Here is a 20,330-nt window from a genome sequence, read left to right on the forward strand (position 1 = left end):
ATGCGCATTCTCGTCCTGGGCTTCACCGGCTATCTGGGCGGCCATGTCGTCGAGCACCTGCGCGCCCTCCCGGGCGTGCGGGTGCTCGGCGGCGGGCGTTCGCCCGCCGCCGAGTTCGGCATCGACCTGGCCACCGCCCGCCGCGAGCGGCTGGTTTCGGCCCTGGCCTCGGCCGCACCCGATGCCGTCATCAACTGCGCCGGTGCGACCGGCGGCGACGCCGTGACCCTTTCCGAGGTCAACTCCCGTGGCCCGGCGGCCCTTTGCGCCGCGCTGCGCGAGGCGGCGCCGTCCGCCCGGCTGGTCCATCTGGGCTCGGCCGCCGAATACGGTCCCGGCGTCCGGGACACCGCCGTGACCGAGTCCGCGGCCACCTGTCCGCTCACCACGTACGGGGCCACCAAACTCGCGGGCACGGTCACCGTCACCACGTCCGGCCTCGACGCGGTGGTGCTGCGGGTGGGCAACCCCGTGGGTCCGGGAGCACCGTCCACGGGGCTTCCGGGCCGGATCGCGGGACTGCTCCGCGAGGCCGGGACGGACCCGGACGCGGTCATCCGGCTGGGCGATCTCTCGGCGTACCGCGACTTCGTGGACGTACGCGACGTGGCACGGGCGGCGGCCGCTGCCGCGACCACCCCCGGGCAGCTGCCGCGGGTCCTCAACATCGGGGGCGGCAAGGCCGTCCCGGTGCGTGACCTGGTGTACGGCCTGGCGCGTGTCGCCGGGTTCCGGGGGCGCATCGAGGAGAACGGCGGCGGTTCGGCCCGCTCGGGCGACGTGTCGTGGCAGTGCTCCGACATCACCGCCGCCGGGGAGGCAATCGGCTGGCGGCCGGAACTGACGCTCGACGACTCGCTGGCCGCCCTCTGGACGGCCACGACGGGGACCGGTCCCGCCCCGCGGGGAGAAGGCGGACGGACCCCATGAGCCTGCTGATTCCGCTGTACGTCCACCCGGGCGCCGACCCCGACGCCTGGCGGCGGCTGACCGAGACGGCCGACCGGACGTACGGGGTCGTCATCAACCCGGCCGACGGGCCGGGCGAGGGCCCGGATCCCGCGTTCGCCGCGGCGGCCGACGCGCTGTGCTCGGCCGGTGCCCGGCTGCTCGGCTATGTCGACACCGGCTACGGCACGCGCGATCCGGACCTCATCGCGGACGAGGTCCTGCGGCACCGGGACTGGTACGGAACGCAAGGGTGTTTCCTCGACCGGGTGGCGCCGACCCCGAAGGCGCTTCCCGGCTGCGAGCGGCTGGTGCGGAGTCTGCGCGGGCTCGGCGCGGCTCCGGTCGTACTGAACATGGGAGTCCACCCGGCGCCGGGGTACGCCCGCTGCGCCGATCTGCTCGTCACGTTCGAGGGCCACTGGTCCACCTACGTCGCGGCGTTCAGCAGACCGGCGTGGACCGTGCGGCACGCGCCCGAGCTGTTCTGTCATCTGGTCTACGGCGTCCCCGAGGCGCTCGTCCCGCTGGCCGTTCGCACCGCGCGTGACCGCGGTGCGGCGGTGGCCGGACCCGTGACGGGCGAACTCCCCAACCCCTGGTCGCGGTTGACGCCCGCCCTGAGCCGGCCGGGTCCCTGAGCGGCCCCTGCCCCGACCGCCTTCCGGCGCACCTCTCTCCTTCCCCGGTTTGATGGCATGTCTAGGTCAAATCTGCGAGGCTTTCCGATGCCGTCGCCCTGACCCCAGGGTGACGGCACGGAAATCTCACCAAGCGACCGCGCGCACCCGTGCGCGGCCCGCGGCCACCCAGCGGCGCACCCCAGTCGTCCCGGGCGGCCACCGAGCAGGCCGGAATCCCGGCCGCCTCAAAGGAGTTTCGTGTGAGACCGACCCCCCTCAAGGCCCTGGCGGCGCGCGTTCTCGCCGCCGCCGCCCTGGCCGCAGTCTCGCTCCCCGGCACCCCCGCGGGGGCCTCGCCGAGCACCGCGCCGGCCGCCGCGGCCGCCTGCACCCCCGCCCAGGTGGTGACCAACGGCGGCTTCGAGAGCGGCACTTCGCCCTGGACCCAGTCCTCGACCACCGTGATCACCAGCCGGACCGGCCAGAGTGCCCACGGCGGCACCACGTTCGCCTGGCTGGACGGAGTGGGCAGCACCCACACGGACACGCTGTCGCAGAGCGTCACGATCCCCTCCGGGTGCGGCAGTGCCAGCCTCACGTTCTGGCTGCACATCGACACGGCGGAGACGACCTCGTCGACGGCCTACGACAAGCTGACGGCGAAGATCGGCAGCACGACCCTGGCGACGTACTCGAACCTCAACAAGGCGTCCGGGTACGCCCAGAAGACGTTCGACGTCTCGGCGTTCGCGGGCCAGACCGTGACCGTCGCGTTCACCGGCACCGAGGACTCCAGCCTCCAGACGAGCTTCGTCCTCGACGACATCGCCCTCAACACCTCGGGTGACACGACCCCGCCGGCCGACTCCACCCGCACGCCCGCCGCCCCGGGGTACACGGTCAGCCTGACCAGCAACACGAGCGGCACCGGCTGGACCGGTCACGAGAGCGTGACCTTCACCAACGCCTCCTCCACCGCGCTCAGCGAGGTGTACCTGAGGCTGTGGGACAACTACCACGGCACCTGCTCCGCGATGCCCATCGTCGTCAGCAACGTCAGCGGCGGCACCGCCGGAGCCCTCTCGGTCGGCTGCACGGCCCTCCGGATCAGCCTGGCGTCACCGGTGGCCCAGGGCCAGAGCGCGACGATCGGCTTCGACCTGGCCATCACCGTGCCCAGCGGCGCCGACCGCTTCGGCTACGACGGGGCGTTCAGCTTCATCGGCAACGCGCTGCCCGTGCTCGCGGTCAAGGACGGTGCGGGCTGGCACCTGGACCCGTACACGAACAACGGGGAGTCCTTCTACTCCCTGGCCTCCGACTTCAAGGTGGCCCTCGACCACCCGACGACCCTGCTCGTCCCGGCGACCGGCACCTCGGTCGACACCCCCGGTTCCAGCGGCCGCACCGTCACCACGGCCACAGCGTCCAAGGTCCGTGACTTCGCCTGGGCGGCGGGCCCGTTCAGCAAGATCACCGGTACCTCCACGGCCGGCACACCGATCAACGTCTACTCCGTCTCGGGCATCAGCTCCGCCAACGCCCAGTCGATGCTCACCACGGCCAAGTCCGCCGTGGATGCCCACGCCGCACGCTTCGGCGCGTACCCGTACGGCGAACTGGACGCCGTGATCGACAACAACTTCTGGTTCGGCGGCATGGAGTACCCCGGCTTCGTCCTCGACCTGGTCAGCACCACGGCGCTCACCCACGAGATCGCCCATCAGTGGTTCTACGGGATCGTCGGTGACGACGAGTACACCAGCCCGTGGCTCGACGAGTCGTTCACGGACTACGCCACCGACCTGGCCCAGGGCAAGACCGGAACCAGCTGCTGGAGCAGCGTCTCCTGGGCCTCGACCGCGGAGAAGATCACCAACTCGATGGCGTACTGGGACGCGCACTCGTCCCGCTACTCCACCGTCGTCTACGGCTACGGCAAGTGCGCGCTGCACGACCTGCGGCGCGTGCTCGGCGACACGGCCATGGCCAACCTGCTGAAGAGCTACGCCACTTCGCACTGGTACGGGGTCTCGACCACGGCCGAGTTCAAGGCGGCCGCCCAGGCCGCCACGACCACGGACCTGACGTCGTTCTGGACGACGCACCGCATCGACGGCTGACCCCGCCTCCCGACAGCCGGTTCCCCTGTCCGCCGCGGTGACGCCTTCAAGCGTCAGCGCGGCGGGCATGGCCGGCCGGGTCGGGGGCAGGTTCCGCCGTACGGCGGCTCCCGGTCCGGGAGCACGGCGCCCGATCATGGGATCAGGGAGCCGCCGTGCTCGGTGCGAGGAGACGTCATGGTGTTGGTACCGCCCCCGTTCGACCCCGAACTGGGTATCGCCCTCGCGGCGGTCGGCCCGTCCGACCCCTCCGGGCCGAGCCCGGCGGACATCGCCGCCCTGCGCGGGGTGCAGGAGTCCGCCGTGCCCGCGTACGACCTCACCGACGGCGGCGCCTTCACGACCGCGGACCTGACGGTGCCGGGGCCCGAGGGCGCTCCCGACATCTCGCTGTTCGTCGTCAGGCCCCTGGCGCCGCCCGGGAACGGGCCGCGCCCGGTGATCTACCACTCCCACGGCGGCGGAATGGTTCTCGGCAACAGCCGGGCCGGGGTGGAGGTCGTCCTGGAGTGGGCGAGGGAACTGGACGCGGTCGTGGTGTCCGTGGAGTACCGGCTGGCGCCCGAACACCCCTATCCGGCCGGGGTGGAGGACGTCTACGCCGGTCTGCTGTGGACGGCGCGGCACGCCGGGGAGCTCGGCGGCGATCCGGAGCGGATCGTCGTCGCGGGCGCCAGCGCGGGCGGGGGCCTCACCGCGGCGCTCGCCCTGCTCACCCGGGACCGCGAGGGGCCGCGGCCGCTCGGGCAGGTCCTGATGTATCCGATGCTCGACGACCGCAACGACACTCCGTCCGCGCACCAGATGGCGGGCGTCGGTGCCTGGGACCGTACGGCCAACGAGACCGCGTGGACCGCCGTGCTGGGCGAGGCGCGCGGCGGCCCGGACGTGCCCGCCTATGCCGCCCCGGCGCGGGCCACGGACCTGTCCGGGCTGCCCCCGGCCTTCCTCGACGTCGGCTCCGCGGAGACCTTCCGGGACGAGGTCGTCGACTACGCCTCCCGGATCTGGCGGGCCGGCGGGGTGGCCGAGCTGCATGTGTGGCCCGGCGGCTTCCACGGCTTCGACGCCTTCGCCCCGCACACCGTGCTCGCCCGGACCGCCCGCGCGGCCCGGATCGCCTGGCTGCGCAGGCTCCTGGCCCGGTGACGGCCGGCACCTGTCTCGCCCGCGGGTGTTTCAGACGGGCAGCAGCCGGCCGATCAGCGCGCTGAGCTGCTGGGCGTTGCGGCACTCGTGCATCTCCACGAGCTCGGCGTAGGCGAGGGCGGCCGAGTCGCCCGTGCCCCACTGCGAGCGCGCCTCGGGGTTCAGCCAGTAGAAGCGGCGGGCCTGCCGGGTGAGCTGCCGGACGGCGGGCAGGTTGGGATCGCTCATGTTCGTACGGGCGTCTCCGAGCACGAAGACGGTCGTCCGGGAGCCGACCGCGCCGGTGTACCGCTCGGCGAACTCGCCGAACGCGACGCCGTAGTCGCTGCTGCCGTGCCAGCCCGTGATCGCCGCCTCCGCGCGGATCCGGGCGCTCAGCCCCTCGGGGTCGGCCGAGCCGGGCCCGATCAGCCCGGTCACCTCGTCGACCCGGTTGACGAAGGCGAACACCCGCACCTTGCTGAACTGGTCGTGCAGCGCCTGCACGAGCAGCATCGTGAAGTCCGAGAACCCCGACACCGATCCCGACACATCGCACAGCAGCACCAGTTCGGGCCGTACGGGACGGCGTCTGCGCAGCACGGGGCGCATCGGCACCCCGCCCGTGGACAGCGATCCTCGCAGGGTCCGGCGCAGGTCGATGGTGCCGCGCCGGGCCCGGCGGCGGCGCGCGGCGAGGCGGGTGGCCAGTTTGCGCGCGAGCGGCTGCACGGCCTTGCGCAGTTCGGCGAGCCGGTCGCGTCCGGCGAACAGGAAGTCGACGCGGTCGGCGGTCGGGGCCACCGCTCGCCGGGCGATCTCGTCGCGGTCGCGCCGCTCGGCGATCCGGCGCCGTGCCTCCGTCGCGACCTGTCCGCGGAACACCTCGATGCGCCGGCGGATCTCGTCCTCCAGCAGCCGGTCGGTGAATCCCTCCGCGCCGCCCCGCGCGCGGACGGTGTCCCGCACGCGGGCCAGCAGCGTCTGCGGCCGCAACCGGTCGAGCGTCTGGTACGACGACCAGCCGTCCGTCGCCGTCGTACCGCCGTAGCCGCCGAATCCGTCGACGGCCTCGATCGCCAACCGCCCCATGAGGGCTTGGTCGTCGGCGGCCAGAGCGGCCGCGAGACGCGCCCGCAGTTCGTCCCGGTCCGCGGGCGCCGCGCTGTCCGGCGCCCCTGTGCCCCGCGGGAAGTACACGTCGAAGACGGGGTCGAACACCCGGCGCTGTCCGGGGTTGTGGAGGAGGGTGGCGGCCAGCCCCTCGCGCAGCCGGTCACGGTCGGCGAAGCCCAGCGCCGCCACCGCCCGCGCGGCGTCCACGGTCTCGCCGGTGCCGATCCGCACACCGTGCGAGCGCAGTGCGCCGACGAGTCCGGTCAGCCGGTCCGCGATCCCGTCCGCCGGCGCGGCGGCGTTCACACGGCGCCCAGGTCGAGCTTGGCCGCCGCCTTCAGTACGTCGTCCTGGTGCTTGAGGATCACGCCGAGGCTGTCGCGTACGACGTTCTCGTCGAGGGTGTCGGCGCCCAGCGCGAGCAGGGTGCGGGCCCAGTCGATGGTCTCGGCGACGGAGGGGACCTTCCGCAGGTCCATCTCCCGCAGCGCCCCGACGACCCGCACCACGGACTCGGTGAGCGCCTCGTCGAGTCCGGGCACCTTCAGCGTCACGATCCTGCGCTCCAACTCCTCGTCTGGGAAGCCGATGTGGAGGAAGAGGCAGCGGCGGCGCAGGGCCTCGGACAGCTCGCGGCTGGCGTTCGAGGTGAGCACCACGAACGGGCGGCTGGTCGCCTTGATCGTGCCCAGCTCGGGGACGGTGACCTGGAAGTCGCTGAGCACCTCGAGCAGCAGGCCCTCGACCTCGATGTCGGCCTTGTCGGTCTCGTCGATCAGCAGGACCTTCGGGTCGTCGCCGCGGATGGCGGTCAGCAGCGGGCGCGGCAGCAGGAACTCCTCGGAGAAGATGTCCGTGCGTGTCTCGTCCCACGACTCGTCCCGGCCGGCGGTGATGCGCAGCAGTTGCTTGGCGTGGTTCCACTCGTACAACGCCCGTGACTCGTCGACGCCTTCGTAGCACTGGAGGCGGACGAGCCGGGCTCCGGCGACCTGGGCGACGGCCTTGGCGAGTTCGGTCTTGCCGACGCCGGCGGGCCCCTCCACCAGGAGGGGTTTGCCGAGCCGGTCGGCCAGGAAGACCGTGGTCGCGACGGCGGGCGACGCCAGATAGCCCGTGTCGGCGAGGCGTGCGCAGACGTCGTCGACGGATGTGAACAGCAACGGGGCCTCCAGCACGCGCGAGCGAGGTCGGACTCACTATCTAAGCGCTTGTTCACCCTCGCTGTCACGTGTGACGGCCCCCACGCGACAGCGGTGCCCGGCAGGGGCGGCACCCCGGCTCCGGGGCTCCGGAAGCGGGCCGGACCCCAGGACATCCTGCCTAGGACACCCTCAGTACGACCTTGCCCCGCCGGTGCTCGCGTTCGAGGGCCGCGTAGGCGCCCGGGGCGCTCTCCAGGGGAAGGATCCGGTCGACCTGCGGGATCAGCCGTCCCGCCTCGACGAGGGCCGTCAGCTCCTCCAGGCCGGAGCGGTCCGGCTCGACCACGAAGAACACCGCGCGGGCGTCCGCCCCCTGCGGCGGCGTCGGCGGCGCGACGACACTGACCAGGACTCCGCCCGGACGCAGCACCTCCCAGGAGCGGGCCTGGGTGTCCCCTCCGACGGTGTCGAAGACGGCGTCCGCGTCCTTCACCTCGGTCTCGAAGCGCTGCCCGGCGTAGTCGATCACGGTCTCGGCCCCCAGGCCCCGCACGAAGTCCGCGTCCCCGGCCGAGGCGGTGGCCGTGACCTCGGCCCCCAGCGCGGCCGCGACCTGGACGGCGAGCGAGCCCACGCCGCCCGCGCCGCCGTGCACCAGCACGCGCTGTCCCGGCGCGAGGCCCGCGTGGCCGACCAGGCCCTGCCACGCCGTGAGGCCCGCGAGCGGCAGCGCCGCCGTCCGTTCGTGGTCGAGCGACCCCGGCTTCGCGGCGAGCACCGCCGCGGGAACGGTCACGTACTCGGCGGCCGCTCCGTCCCGGGTGAAGGGGATCAGGCCGTAGACCGCCTCGCCGGGCCGGAAGTCCGTCACGCCGTGGCCGAGCTCGGCCACGACCCCGGAGACCTCCTTGGAGGGCACCACCGGCAGCCGTGGGCTGCCGCCGTCGAAGTCGTCGGTCCAGGTCGCGTCCCAGTCCAGCTCCCCCGGCGTGACGGACGCCGCCCGCACCTCGACCAGCACGTCACCGTGACCGGGGACCGGCTTCGGCGCGTCCTCGTAGACCAGTTCCTCGGGCCCGCCCCGCCGATGACCGCGTACCGCCCGCATCGTGCCGTTCATCCGGCTCCTCCTCCTCGGGACGGCACAGGGCCGCCGTCGAGTCGGTCCCGTCGGGTCCTCGGGCTCCGGCGCGGACCGGCCGCTCTTCACGATAGTTCCGGGACCGGCGGCTTTCCTGCCGGACGGCAAAGAGGTCTGACCCGTCACCACGGGGGGAGCGACGGGCCAGACCCTGGGTCCACGGTGCCATGCCCGGCCCGTGTCGCGCAGTACCTTCGCGAAGTCCCGTACGGCGGTCAGTCCCTGAGCCGGTCGATCTGGCGGATCTTGTTGGTCGCGTCCAGTGCGGCGACCTTGTAGGACTCGGCGAGCGTCGGGTAGTTGAAGACGGCGTCGACCAGGTAGTCGACCGTTCCGCCGCAGCCCATCACGGACTGGCCGATGTGGATGAGCTCCGTCGCGCCGGTGCCGAAGCAGTGGACGCCGAGGAGCTTGCGGTCGTCGGGCGAGACCAGCAGCTTCAGCATGCCGTGCGAGTCGCCGATGATCTGCCCCCGGGCCAGTTCCCGGTAGCGGGAGATGCCCACCTCGAACGGCACGCAGTCCTCGGTGAGCTGGTCCTCGGTGCGGCCGATGAAACTGATCTCCGGAATGGTGTAGATGCCGATGGGCTGCAGGTCGTGCATCCGGTTCACCGGTTCACCGCAGGCGTGGTACGCCGCCGTACGGCCCTGTTCCATCGAGGTGGCCGCGAGTGCCGGGAAACCGATGACGTCACCCACGGCGTAGATGTGCGGCACCTCGGTGCGGTAGTGCTCGTCGACGGTGATCCGGCCGCGCGGATCGGCGGACAACCCCGCTTTGCCGAGGTCCAGTTCGTCGGTGAGACCCTGTCGTCCCGCCGAGTACATGACCGCGTCGGCGGGTATCTTCTTGCCGCTCTCCAGGACCGTGAGCGTGCCCCGGGCATGGCGCTCCACGGCGGCGACGGTCTCACCGAACCGGAACGTCACGGCGAGGTCCCGCAGGTGGTACTTCAGCGACTCGATCACCTCGACGTCACAGAAGTCGAGCATCGCGGACCGCTTCTCGACCACCGTGATCTTGGAGCCGAGGGCGGCGAACATGGAGGCGTACTCCATGCCGATCACACCGGCGCCGACGATGACCATGGAGCGCGGCACCTGCTCCAGGTTCAGGACATTGTCCGAGTCCATGATCGTCCGGCCGTCGAACTCGACGGTGCCCGGCCGCGCGGGACGCGTGCCGGTGGCGATGACGATGTGGTCGGCGCTCAACCGCTTCTCGTTGCCGTTCGCCTCGGTCAGGGCGACCGTGTGGTCGTCCACGAAGCGGCCGACGCCGGCGAACAGGGACACGTGGTTGCGCGAGAGCTGGCTGCGGATGACGTCCACCTCGCGGCCGACCACGTGCTCGGTGCGAGCGGTCAGGTCGGCGACGGTGATGTCCTCCTTCAGCCGGTAGCTCTGGCCGTACAGATCCCGCTGGCTGAGGCCGCTGAGATACAGGACCGCCTCGCGCAGCGTCTTGGAGGGGATGGTTCCGGTGTGGATGGAGACCCCGCCGACCATGTCGGGGCGGTCGATGACGGCGACCCGACGGCCGAGCTTCGCCGCTGCGATGGCGGCTTTCTGTCCACCCGGGCCGGATCCGATGACGAGCATGTCGAAGTCGCGCACCAGCGGAGTCTGTCAGCCCGGGACCGCTTCCCGATAGGGCGGACGGGGGATCCGTCGCCCGAGTGACGGATGAAGCGCCGGCTCGCGGTGCCACCGGTGCCGGGGGCGGTGTCCGGGCGGCGACCGACGGGTTTCGGCCGGGCCGGGGGGCACGACGGGGAACGGGGAGTCAGCGGCGGGCGAACGCATGCCGGAACAGGACACGGAACGCTCCCCAGTGGGCTACATTCGGTAATCCTTGGCATCGGCGCCTCCGGGGGTGAGGTCGCGTCGAGGAGAATCCCGGAGCGGCGAATGCATCAGTCCCACCTTTCCGCACCGCCGACCGCGCCCACCCAGGGGGGACTCGCCGACAGCCTCCGCGAAACCGCGCTCAACACCCCTGATCTGCCGCAGCTCGCGCGCCGCGCCGAAGACCGGTCGGGCGGCTGGGTCCAGGTGACGGCGATCGAGCTGTGGGACGAAGTCGTCGACGTGGCACGGGGGTTCGTCCGGTCCGGCATCCGGCCGGGCGACCGTGTGGCCATCATGGCGCGCACCCGGTACGAGTGGACGGTGCTCAGCTACGCCCTGTGGTCGGTGGGCGCCGAGATCGTGCCGGTCTACCCGACGTCGTCGCACGAACAGGTCGCGTGGATCCTCCAGGACGCGCACTGCGTGGGAGTGGTGGTCGAGGACGAGCAGGGCATCATGACGGTCGGCTCGGCGTGCGCCGCGCTCCCGTTCCTGCGCCACGTCTGGCAGTTGGACGCCGGGGCGGTGGCCCAACTGGTGGAGCGCGGCCGGGCGATACCCGCGACCGCGGTCGACTCGCTGCGCCGGATCGTGCTGGCCGACTCCACCGCGGTCATCGCGTACACCTCCGGCACGACGGGACAGCCCAAGGGCTGCGCCCTGACCCACCGCAGCCTGGCGAGCCCCTGCGACACGCTGCTCGAAGGCTGGAGGCAGACGGCGGCGCCGCCGGACACGCAGCCGGCCGTGCTCGCCTTCCTGCCCTTCTCCCACGCCTACGGACTGATGATCCAGGGGATCTGTCTGCGCGGCGGCATCCTGATGGGCCACGAACCGGATCTGCGGGAGGAGACCCTCTCCGAGGCCATGCTCTCGTTCCGGCCGACCTATCTGTACGCCGTCCCGTCCGTGTTCGAGCGGATCTACAAGAACTTCATGCGGGCGTCCCAACGAGCCGGTCGTGGCGTGCTGTTCGAGCGTGCCGTGCGCACGGCACGGGACTTCGCCCTCGCCGAGGAGAAGCAGCGGCTGGGCACGGGTCCGGGCCCGGGTTTCGATCTGCGGCTCCAGCACTCCCTCTACGAGAAGACGGTGTACAAGAGGCTGCGCGCCGCGCTGGGCGGACGGGTGTGCGGCGCGGTCTCGGGCGGCTCCCCGCTGAACCGTGAACTCGCCCTGTTCTTCGCGGGAATCGGCATCTTCATCCACGACGGATACGGGCTCACCGAGACCAGCGGGGGAATCACCGCCCAGCCGGTCGGCCGGGAGAAGTTCGGCACCGTCGGACGCCCCCTGCCGGGCACGGAGATCCAGGTGTCCGACGACGGGGAGATCCTCGTGTGGGGGCCCTCCGTGTTCCAGGGCTACATCAACGACTCCGCGGCGACGGCGGCCTCGTTCCGCAACGGCTGGCTGGCGACCGGGGACCTCGGCCGGGTGGACTCCGACGGCTATCTGACCATCACCGGGCGCAAGAAGGACATCATCATCACCAGCGGGGGCAAGAGCGTGGCCCCCGCGGCTCTGGAGGAACGCCTGCGGGTCCATCCGCTCATCCATCAGGCGGCCGTCGTGGGCGACAACCGGCCCTGTGTGGGCGCTCTGATCACCCTGGACCCGGAGTTCGTGACGCACTGGCGCGCCGCCCGGGCCAAGGGGGAGACACCCGCCCGGGACGCGCGGGAGGAGAACGAGCTGCGCGAGGAGGTCAGGCGCGCGGTCGCGGCGGCCAACAGCACCGTCTCCCGCTCCGAGTCCATCCGGGTCTTCCGTGTCCTCCCGGAGCCCTTCGACCTGTCCAACGGGCTGCTGACGCCTTCGCTGAAACTGCGCCGGGACGCGATCGCCCAGCGGTACGCGGCCGAGATCGAGGCGATGTACCAGACCTCGTCGCGGGTTCCGCGGGAGGCGATGATCGGCGACCCGTCGATCCTGGACGACTCCGACAACGTGTTCCGATGACCGGAATCCCCGTGCCCGGATTCACGACGAGGGGAATCCGGGCGCGCGGACGCGGGTGACCGGAATCCGGGCGCGCGGGCTCCGGGCACCCGGAGCCGGGTGACCGGCTGAAGCGGTCCGGATGCCCGGCCGAAGCGCCTCCGGTTCCTCAGCCGGAGCCGGTGGCCGAGGCCGGCGGCCGGGGGCCGGGCAGCCGCAGGGTGAAGACCGAACCGGCGCCCACCTCGCTGGTGACGGAGACGGTTCCGGCGTGGGCGGCGACCAGCTGACGGACGATGGCCAGGCCCAGACCGCTGCCGCCGGTACGCCGACTGCGGGACTTCTCCGCCCGCCAGAACCGGTCGAAGACGCTGGCCAGGTCTCCGGGAGCGATGCCGCCGCCGGTGTCGGCCACCTCGAACACGACCTCGTCCTCCTCGCGGCGCGCGAAGAGCGTGACCGTGCCGCCGGGCGGGGTGTGGCGGGTCGCGTTGGACACCAGATTGCCGAGCGCCTGCCGCATCCGTACGGGGTCCGCGTCCAGCCACGGCGCCCCGGCCACCTCGGTCACCAGCCGGATGCCGGCGGCCCGCGCACCGACCCGGTGTGCCGCGGCGACCTGTTCGAGGAGTTCGTCGGCGCGCACCTCCTCGCGGTGCAGCCGCAGCGTGCCCGCGTCGGCGGCCGCGAGGTCCTGGAGGTCGTCGATGACACGCTGGAGCACCACGGCCTCCTCGTGCAGGGAGGACAGCAGTTCCGGGTCGGGGTCCACGAGGCCGTCGCGGGCCACCTCCAGCCAGCCGCGGATGTTGGTGAGGGGTGTGCGCAGTTCGTGCGCGATGTCGCTGACCATCGCCTTGCGCTGGGCCTCCATCCGCTCGCGGCGCTCGGTCAGTTCGTTGAAGGCGAGGGCGAGGATGCCGGTCTCGTCCCGGGTGGTGACGGGCACGCGTACGTGCCGCTCCAGGGGCTGCCGCGCGGCCTGGGTCAGCGCGCGCAGGGGGCGCACGAGCCGGGTGGCGACCAGCGCGGTCACGGCCACGGTGAGGGCGAGGACGAGTCCGGCGACACCGAACACCTTGGCCTTGTTGGCGGCCGACATGTCGAAGCGGGGAACGGGCCTGTCCCCCGTGCCGAGGAAGAGTTCGGCGGCCGGGGCGACGTAGGGGTCGAGCTGGCGGAGCCGGGCCTCGGCGACGCAGGCGTTCGCCGTCCGGGCCAGCGGCCCGTCCTGGTCGCCGAGCCGCTTGCCCGTCAGGTAGGGGACCGGGGTGGCTCCGCTCGCGGCCTCCAGCGGCAGCGCCACGAAGTGGTCGAGGTGCACCTTGTGCCGGTCCAGACAGGTCCGGGTGAGTGCCGACAGGGCGTCCAGGGCCTTCCGCTCGGTCGGGGTGGGGGTGTTGAGCCTGCCGTCGGCGCATTCGTCCGGCACATAGCCGGGGTCGGCCGTCCCGTCCACGCCCTTCAGTACGGTCCGGCCGCTGGGCATCCGCTCCGTGCGGGTCCGTACGCCGTTGCGGGAGAAGCAGAGTTGACGCACCATGGCCAGCTTGTCCACCGACAGGCGCTCGGTCGTGGTCAGCCGGTACGGCCCGACGACACGTGGGTCGACCCCGGTGAGCTGTGCGCCGGGTTCCGTGTAGGTGTCGGTGCGCAGCGGGTCGACGGTGGCGGCGGCCCGGGGCGGGAGGGAGGTCCCGCGGGCCGCGGAGTCGGCGAAGGGGACGCGGTCTCCGGCGGTCAGCGCGATGCGCCGGCCCGTCCGCTGCGAGATCGCACGCAGCGTCGCGGCGACATGGGACCAGTCGTCGTGGGTGGCCGCGTATCCGCTGAGCCGCCGGAGGATGTCCATGTCCTCGGCGAGCACCTGACCCTGTTCCTCCTGGATGGCCCGGGTGGTGGTCTGCACCGCGAGCCAGGCGGTCGCGGCCACGGAGCACACGGCGATGAGCACGGACGTGATCAGCAGTCTGACCAGCAGGCTCTTGCGCAGGGGCACGGCACGGCTCACGCCCTCGCGCCCCTGAGCTTGTACCCGACGCCGAACACGGTGACCAGACGTGCCGGTCTGCGCGGGTCCGCCTCGATCTTCTTGCGCAGGTTCATGATGTGCACGTCGATGGCCCGCTCGGTCGAGGCCCGGTCGATGCCCCGGGTGTGATGCAGCAACTGCCGCCGGGAGAAGACCCGTTCGGGTTCGGCGGCCATCGCGAGCAGGATCTCGTACTCGCCCGGGGTGCAGTCCACCGGCGAGCCGTCGCACAGGACCGTGTGCCGCCGCGGGTCCACCGCGATCCCCCCTGCCCTGACGACCGGATCGGCCTCCCGTCCGCCCGCGGGCCGTCCGCCGCGTCTGAGCACCGTACGGATACGGGCCATGAGCTCGCGCGGGCTGTACGGCTTGGTCATGTAGTCGTCCGCGCCGAGCTCCAGGCCGAGCAGGACGTCGTCCTCGGTGGAGCGGGCGGTCAGCATCAGGACGGGGATGTCGTCGTTCTCCCGCAGCGCCCGGCACACGCCGAAGCCGTCGACCACCGGGAGCATCAGGTCCAGGACGACGAGGTCGGGCCGGTGCCGCCGGACCTCGGCGAGGGCGGCCGCGCCGTCGTGGACCACGGCCGCGGTATGCCCCTCGCTCAGCAGCGAACGGCGTATCAGCTCCGCCTGCTTCTCGTCGTCCTCCGCGACCAGCACATATGCGCACACGCGGCCGATGCTAGGGCCTGCCGGCCGCGCGGCGGCCGGTGAGAGGGGCTTCCCACACCCTGACACCTTCCTGACAACCTCGAAGGACACTGCGGCCGGGGCCCGGCGCGGGCCGGGGGGATCGCGTGACAGCCCTGAGGGCTCCGGCGGGCGTCAGCGTGCCAGGGAGGCGGCGTCCCCCATGACGACCACGGGGTGCCGGGCGGGGTCCAGGGCGCGCATCAGCTCCACCAGGTCGTCCTCGCGCAGACCGACGCATCCGTGTGTGGGGCCTCCGTGGTCCACGTGCAGCCAGATGCCCCCGCCGCGGCCCGCGCCCAGCGGCCGGGTCCAGTCCAGGGGTGTGGTGCCGGGCCTGCGGTTGTAGTTGACGGCGACGACGTAGTCGAAGGAGCCGGCCAGCGGCTCGCCCTCGAAGCCGGTGCCGGGTGAGGTGAAGGCGCGCGAGCGGTCGTAGGGGAGCCGGGTGCCGGGATCGGCCAGCAGTCCGCCGGCGTCCGTCAGGGTGAAGACGCCTATGGGGGAACGCAGGTCACCGGCGCGATGGTGGCCGGTCCAGCCCTTGAGGGCGTTGTGCGCGGGCCGGCCCGGGCCGGCCCGCCAGCCCGCCTCCGTGCGCTCGTACAGCACCACGGTGGACCGCGAGGAGTTCCTGCCCCGGCCGGTCACCACGACGGCCTGACGGGTCCGCGACGGGATCGCGGCCAGAGTCCTGGGGCCGAGTCCCGGCAGCCGCCCCGGCGCGGCCGCGCGCGAGGCCGCCGGCCCGGGCGCCGGTGTCGCCTCGCCGTGACGCGACGGTGAGCCGCCGGCCCCGGGGCCGAGCCTCTCGGCCGGGCCGCCGCCGCAGCCGGCGAGCAGGAGGGAGACGGCGACGACCGTCGCCCGGACACGGTGTGCGGAGTTGATCATGTATCGACCCTGGCCGACACATATGAGGAACTCGTCAGGTCATCCACGGTTCGCCGCGTACCCGGGATGCGGCGGATCACCGGTCCTCCGCCGGATCATCCGCGGTCCACGCGACGCCGGCCGGCACCGGGCTCGTCCCCGGGCGGGCTCATCGCCGAAGGCCCCGCGCCGTCACGCGTGCTCCACCCGCTCCGGCGGGCCGACGGCCTCCCGCCCGTTCACCCAGCCCAGCAGGGTCACCGAGACGACCGCGGCGCACGCGCACCACGTGGAGACGAACTCCAACTCCCACAGGGACCAGCAGATCACCGCGCCCGCCCCGGTCAGGACGCCGAGCAGCACCAGCCCGCGGTCGCCGGAGACCAACAGCGCGCCGACGGTGGCGACGAGATAGCCCGCGATGACCAGTCCGGGCCGGGGCAGGTCGACGACATAACCCATGGTGTGGCCGCGGATCTCGGCCCTGACGGGACGGACGGCCATGGAGTGCGCGAGCACGGCCGCGGTCGCGACACCGGCGGCGAGCGGGAGCAGCGCCCGGCGCCGGGCGCTGCGCGGCACCGCGCACAGGACGCCCGCCGGCACCCACACCGCCAGCAACGGGAGGGCGATCACGGCCCAGGCCACGGTGGCGGGACCCGTACCGCCGCCGGTGTCCCAGACCCGGGCCTCGACGATCTGGTGGGCACCGAGCAGCAACGGCAGCGCGGCCAGCGGGAGATCCGTCCCGCGCCGTGCCCGGACCACACAGGCGACGCCGACCGCGGCCACCCCGGCACCGGCCGCCAGATCGGCCGTCGCACTCCAGCACATCGAGCCCCCTGCGTCCGCCGTCACCGTTCCCGTCGACCCGCGTCCACGCTACGACGTCCGGGCCCGGCTCCTCTTCCGGCCTGCCGTCAGGACGCCTTCCCGGCACGGCACTTCATGAAGTTTCAACAAAGGTATGGCTACCGTCCGGTTCGCCCCTGTGCCGCGGCCGCGAAGAGTGATTGGGTGGGCCCGGTCATACCGTCCAACACGCAGGAGAGCTCCGCAACCATGAGCACCCCGTACGCCTTCGAATACAAGGTCGTCACGTTCCGTGAGTCGCTGATCGGCGACGCGCTGGACAGCGACAAGCTGGAAAAGGTCCTGAACAAGCATGCCGAGGACGGGTGGGCGCTCAAGGCGATCACGGCCGCGGACGTCAAGGGCCGCATAGGCCCCGGCGCCGTGGAAGGCCTGCTGCTCACCCTGGAACGGCCCCGCGTCTGACCTTCGCGTGGTGCGCGCGGCGCCGAAGCGGGAGATGCTGTTGGTGATGGGACAGCGGATCCGCAGGTGCTGCTGACGCCGTCGGGGGCCTTCCGACCCGGAGGGCCTCTCACGGCTGAACTCACGTCCGGGAGCCCGACGAGGGCCCCGCACCCCGCGAGACCGCTGTCGGCCGATCGCGTCAGGACGGGCGGCGATGAAGAGCGACGGAACTCTCGACACCGATGTCGTCACCAGCCAGGCGGTCTTCGGAGCGCCGTGCTGGGTCAGTCTCACCACCCGCGACTTGAGGGCCGCCCAGAGCTTCTACACCGCGGTTCTGGGCTGGAGGTGGGCCCCGGGCACCAGGCTGGGCGAGCAGTACCGCATCGCCAGTGTCGCCGGGGTTCCGGTCGCGGGGGTCTCCGAGATCAACTTCGTGGCGAACACCGCGGTCGCCTGGACCGCGTTCTTCGCCGTGTCCTCCGCCGACGAGGCCGTCTCGCGCAGCCAGGAGCGCGGCGGCACGACCGCGGTGGGCCCGATCTCGCTGCCCCCGGGCCGGGCCGCGCTGCTGGCCGACCGGGACGGCGCGGTCTTCGGGATCTGGGAGGGCGAGCTGGTGTCCGGCTGGGAACGCTGGCGCAACGCGGCCCCCTCCTTCATCCGCCTGCACACCCGCGACGCCTTCGACGCCGCCATCTTCTACGGCGAGGTGCTGGGCTGGGCCTCCTCCGTCCCCGGCTGCTGCGAGGTCGACTACGAGGAGAACGAGGTCGTCCTGCGCAGCTTCGGCGACGTGGTGGCCCGGATCCACTCCGGCGCGCTGGGTGCCGCCCCCGACCCGAGCCTGCGGCCGCACTGGCAGATCCACTTCGCGGTCGACGACGTGGAGGCCTGCGTCCGCGCGGCGCGCGCCCACGGAGGCGCCGCGCACCAGCAGGGCATCGGCTCGGTGGAGGCGCTCATCATCGACCCCGACGGGGCCCGCTTCTCGGTGACCTCCCGGGCCGCCGGATGACGCCACGGACGACGCGCGCACGACCGCCCCGCGGCGGACGCGACCGTCCCACGGCGAACCCGGCCGTCCCACGACGCGACGGATTACGCCGTTCGGGCTCCAATAGAGGATGACGGGATACCACCGGTACGACAGGCGCCGCCAGCCCCCTCGGCCGTGCGGCGACCCGATGGAGGTCCGCGATGCCCACTGCTCTCCGGCTCCTGCACGCGCTCTCCCCCGAACACCGCGATCGGCTGATGAGCGTGGCCCGCGAGGTGTCCTTTCCCGCGGACGGGCCGATCTTCGAGGAAGGGGGCACCGCCGACCGCTTCTGGGTGGTCCGCTCCGGAACGGTCTCGCTGTACCAGCGGGTCATCGCCGACCGGCGGATCACCGTCGCCCAGCTCGGGCCCGGCGACCTGCTCGGCTGGTCGTGGCTGTTCCGCCCGCACACCTGGGACTTCGGTGCCGAGGCCTTCAGCCCGGTGCGCGCCTACGAGTTCGACGCCTCCGAGGTACGCACGCTGTGCGACCAGGATCCGACGCTGGAGCTGTCGCTGACGCGGACGATCGGCGCGATCCTGGCCCATCGTCTGGAAACGACCCGGGCGGCGCTCATCGAGCACTACGCGCGCCGCGGGGGCGGCTGAGCACACACGGTGAGGCCGTCGGGTGCCGCCCATTGTCAGACCCGGCTGCGACAGTGATCTCTTATGAACGACATCCCCGGTTCCCCGGACTCCTTCGCGCTCCTGCCCGGAGCGGTCCACTCGCCCGTGATCCTGCACGTGCCGCACTCCTCCCGGGAGATCCCCGCGCCGGTCCGTGCCGGCATCCTCCTGGACGACACGGCGCTGGACGGCGAGTTGGACCACATCACCGACGCGCACACCGCCGAACTGGCCTCGGCCGCGGCCGAGGCGGCCGGTCTGACGCCGTGGCGGTTCGTCAACCGGCTGTCCCGGCTGGTCGTGGATCCCGAGCGCTTCCCGGACGAGCGGGAGGAGATGCTCACGGTCGGCATGGGCGCGGTCTACACACGGACGACGCACCGGGCGCCGCTGAGGCCCGCGGACGTCGATCCGCGGCCGCTGATCGACCGCTACTTCCACTCCTACGCGCGGGCGATGACTGCCGCGGTGACCGACCGGCTGGCCGCCACCGGGCGGGCCGTGATCATCGACGTCCACTCGTATCCGACGGCCCGGCTGCCCTACGAACTGCACGGTGACGGGCCCCGGCCGCCGGTGTGCCTCGGGACGGACTCCTTCCACACACCGCCGGAACTGGTCGCGCTCGCGGAGAAGGCGTTCGCCGGGCTCGGCGGTGTGGGGATCGACAGTCCGTTCTCCGGCGCGTACGTCCCGCTGCGGTACTACGAACGCGAGCCCGGGGTCACGGCGCTGATGGTGGAGATCCGGCGGGACACGTACATGAAGGAGCCGGGAGGCCCGGTGAGTACGGGATTCGCGCGCCTCGCCGCGGCCCTCACCACGCTCGTGGACGCGGTGGACGAGTGGACCCGCAGCGTCGACACCCCGGGCAGGTAGCCACGGAGCGCCGGGCGCCCTAGGGTTGAGGTAAGCAAGCGCTCAGCCATCGACTCGGGGAGGCACAGGACCATGCCGGTCGTCGACGCGTGGATGCAGCACCCCACTCTCCGCCATTCCCACCACGAGATGTTCGAGTCCCTGCGCCGCTGGACCGGCATGAAGGTGCTGGAGGAGGAGCTGCCGGTCGAGGTCACGCTGACCGCGCTGGCGGCGGCCGGCGTGGACACCGGCCTGGCCTCGGCCTGGTACGGACCTCAGGGCGCCCTGATCACCAACGACGAGGTCGCCGGATTCGTGGCGCGGTCGGACGGGCGGCTGCGCGGGGTGGCGGGCGCCGACCTCACCCGCCCCGTCGCCGCGGTGCGCGAACTCCGGCGGGCCGTCGAGGAGCTGGACTTCGTGGCCCTGCGGATCATCCCGTGGCTGTGGCAACTGCCGCCCACCGACCGGCTCTACTACCCGCTGTACACCGCCTGCGCCGAACTCGGCGTCCCGTTCTGCACCCAGGTCGGGCACACCGGACCGCTGCGCCCCTCCGAGACCGGCCGTCCCATCCCGTACATCGACCAGGTCGCGCTGGACTTCCCCGAACTGACCATCGTCTGCGGGCACATCGGCTACCCCTGGACCACGGAGATGATCGCGGTCGCGGACAAGCACGCCAACGTGTACATCGACACCAGCGCCTACACCGCCCGCCGCTATCCCCCGGAGCTGGTCGCGTATCTGCGCGGCCGGGGACGGCGCAAGGTTCTCTTCGGCTCCAACTACCCCATGATCGAGCCGAGCCGGGCCCTGGAGCACCTCGACGAACTGGGCCTGGACGAGGAGACCACCGGGCTGTTCCTGTCGGGCAACGCCCGGCGCGTCTTCCGCCTGGGCGATCATTCGTAGATGCTGGG

Annotated in this window: 18 protein-coding genes; 10 read left to right on the plus strand and 8 right to left on the minus strand. The window is 72.4% G+C overall.

Annotation, left to right across the window (positions count from 1 at the left end; genetic code table 11):
- From ACFYW9_RS03995 to ACFYW9_RS04010, 4 genes are all read left to right on the plus strand, one after another.
- Positions 1 to 930, plus strand: a complete 930-nt coding sequence (locus tag ACFYW9_RS03995) for an NAD-dependent epimerase/dehydratase family protein (RefSeq protein WP_389144376.1) — start codon at positions 1 to 3, stop codon at positions 928 to 930.
- Entirely contained in the window at positions 927 to 1,589 is a 663-nt protein-coding gene (locus ACFYW9_RS04000; protein ID WP_389144379.1) for a spherulation-specific family 4 protein, read from the plus strand. The genes ACFYW9_RS03995 and ACFYW9_RS04000 overlap by 4 nt, the downstream gene beginning before the upstream one ends.
- Before the next feature lie 242 nt (positions 1,590 to 1,831).
- Entirely contained in the window at positions 1,832 to 3,694 is a 1,863-nt protein-coding gene (locus tag ACFYW9_RS04005; protein ID WP_389144382.1) for a M1 family aminopeptidase, read from the plus strand.
- A gap of 177 nt (positions 3,695 to 3,871) precedes the next feature.
- Positions 3,872 to 4,843 carry an alpha/beta hydrolase gene (locus ACFYW9_RS04010; protein WP_389144385.1) on the plus strand — a complete coding sequence of 324 codons (972 nt, stop codon included), beginning with the start codon at positions 3,872 to 3,874 and terminating at the stop codon, positions 4,841 to 4,843.
- A 30-nt stretch (positions 4,844 to 4,873) separates the two neighbouring features.
- Here the strand turns inward: ACFYW9_RS04010 and ACFYW9_RS04015 are convergent, their stop codons facing one another.
- The 4 genes from ACFYW9_RS04015 to sthA form a co-directional block, all read right to left on the minus strand.
- Positions 4,874 to 6,244 (minus strand): VWA domain-containing protein, encoded by a 1,371-nt coding sequence (locus tag ACFYW9_RS04015; RefSeq protein WP_389144388.1) that lies wholly within the window; start codon positions 6,242 to 6,244, stop codon positions 4,874 to 4,876.
- Entirely contained in the window at positions 6,241 to 7,098 is an 858-nt protein-coding gene (locus tag ACFYW9_RS04020; RefSeq protein ID WP_389144791.1) for an AAA family ATPase, read from the minus strand. The genes ACFYW9_RS04015 and ACFYW9_RS04020 overlap by 4 nt, the downstream gene beginning before the upstream one ends.
- A gap of 163 nt (positions 7,099 to 7,261) precedes the next feature.
- Positions 7,262 to 8,203, minus strand: a complete 942-nt coding sequence (locus tag ACFYW9_RS04025; protein ID WP_389144391.1) for an NADP-dependent oxidoreductase — start codon at positions 8,201 to 8,203, stop codon at positions 7,262 to 7,264.
- Positions 8,204 to 8,439: 236 nt separating this feature from the next.
- Positions 8,440 to 9,843, minus strand: a complete 1,404-nt coding sequence (gene sthA, locus ACFYW9_RS04030; RefSeq protein WP_389144394.1) for a Si-specific NAD(P)(+) transhydrogenase — start codon at positions 9,841 to 9,843, stop codon at positions 8,440 to 8,442.
- 294 nt (positions 9,844 to 10,137) lie between these two features.
- On the opposite strand from sthA, the gene ACFYW9_RS04035 reads away from it, so the two are divergent.
- Positions 10,138 to 12,039, plus strand: coding sequence for an AMP-dependent synthetase/ligase (locus tag ACFYW9_RS04035; RefSeq protein ID WP_389144397.1), 1,902 nt, complete (start codon positions 10,138 to 10,140; stop codon positions 12,037 to 12,039).
- Positions 12,040 to 12,187: 148 nt separating this feature from the next.
- On the opposite strand, the gene ACFYW9_RS04040 is transcribed toward ACFYW9_RS04035, so the two are convergent.
- The 4 genes from ACFYW9_RS04040 to ACFYW9_RS04055 form a co-directional block, all read right to left on the minus strand.
- Positions 12,188 to 14,029, minus strand: a complete 1,842-nt coding sequence (locus ACFYW9_RS04040; protein ID WP_351860685.1) for a HAMP domain-containing sensor histidine kinase — start codon at positions 14,027 to 14,029, stop codon at positions 12,188 to 12,190.
- Complete coding sequence (locus ACFYW9_RS04045) at positions 14,026 to 14,724, minus strand: response regulator transcription factor (RefSeq protein ID WP_389144400.1); 699 nt, start codon at positions 14,722 to 14,724, stop codon at positions 14,026 to 14,028. Before ACFYW9_RS04045 ends, ACFYW9_RS04040 begins: the two co-directional genes overlap by 4 nt.
- Positions 14,725 to 14,877: 153 nt before the next feature.
- The gene (locus ACFYW9_RS04050) at positions 14,878 to 15,636 is read right to left on the minus strand and encodes a L,D-transpeptidase family protein (RefSeq protein WP_389144403.1); all 759 of its coding nucleotides are present in this window, start codon (positions 15,634 to 15,636) and stop codon (positions 14,878 to 14,880) included.
- A 171-nt stretch (positions 15,637 to 15,807) separates the two neighbouring features.
- Positions 15,808 to 16,449: a DUF6629 family protein gene (locus ACFYW9_RS04055; RefSeq protein ID WP_389144406.1), complete on the minus strand. Its 642-nt coding sequence runs from the start codon at positions 16,447 to 16,449 to the stop codon at positions 15,808 to 15,810.
- A gap of 228 nt (positions 16,450 to 16,677) precedes the next feature.
- Here ACFYW9_RS04055 and ACFYW9_RS04060 point away from each other — a divergent pair, with 228 nt between their 5' ends.
- The 5 genes from ACFYW9_RS04060 to ACFYW9_RS04080 all read left to right on the plus strand — a co-directional run bounded on the left by ACFYW9_RS04060 (position 16,678) and on the right by ACFYW9_RS04080 (position 20,322).
- Positions 16,678 to 16,893, plus strand: coding sequence for a DUF4177 domain-containing protein (locus ACFYW9_RS04060; RefSeq protein WP_326783871.1), 216 nt, complete (start codon positions 16,678 to 16,680; stop codon positions 16,891 to 16,893).
- 196 nt (positions 16,894 to 17,089) lie between these two features.
- Positions 17,090 to 17,893, plus strand: a complete 804-nt coding sequence (locus ACFYW9_RS04065; RefSeq protein ID WP_389144409.1) for a VOC family protein — start codon at positions 17,090 to 17,092, stop codon at positions 17,891 to 17,893.
- 182 nt (positions 17,894 to 18,075) lie between these two features.
- Positions 18,076 to 18,525, plus strand: coding sequence for a cyclic nucleotide-binding domain-containing protein (locus ACFYW9_RS04070; protein ID WP_351860696.1), 450 nt, complete (start codon positions 18,076 to 18,078; stop codon positions 18,523 to 18,525).
- Between the two features lie 63 nt (positions 18,526 to 18,588).
- Complete coding sequence (locus ACFYW9_RS04075) at positions 18,589 to 19,425, plus strand: N-formylglutamate amidohydrolase (RefSeq protein ID WP_389144413.1); 837 nt, start codon at positions 18,589 to 18,591, stop codon at positions 19,423 to 19,425.
- 72 nt (positions 19,426 to 19,497) lie between these two features.
- Entirely contained in the window at positions 19,498 to 20,322 is an 825-nt protein-coding gene (locus ACFYW9_RS04080; RefSeq protein ID WP_389144416.1) for an amidohydrolase family protein, read from the plus strand.
- Positions 20,323 to 20,330 lie beyond the last annotated feature (8 nt).

Source organism: Streptomyces sp. NPDC002698, from assembly GCF_042888945.1.
Lineage (GTDB): Bacteria > Actinomycetota > Actinomycetes > Streptomycetales > Streptomycetaceae > Streptomyces.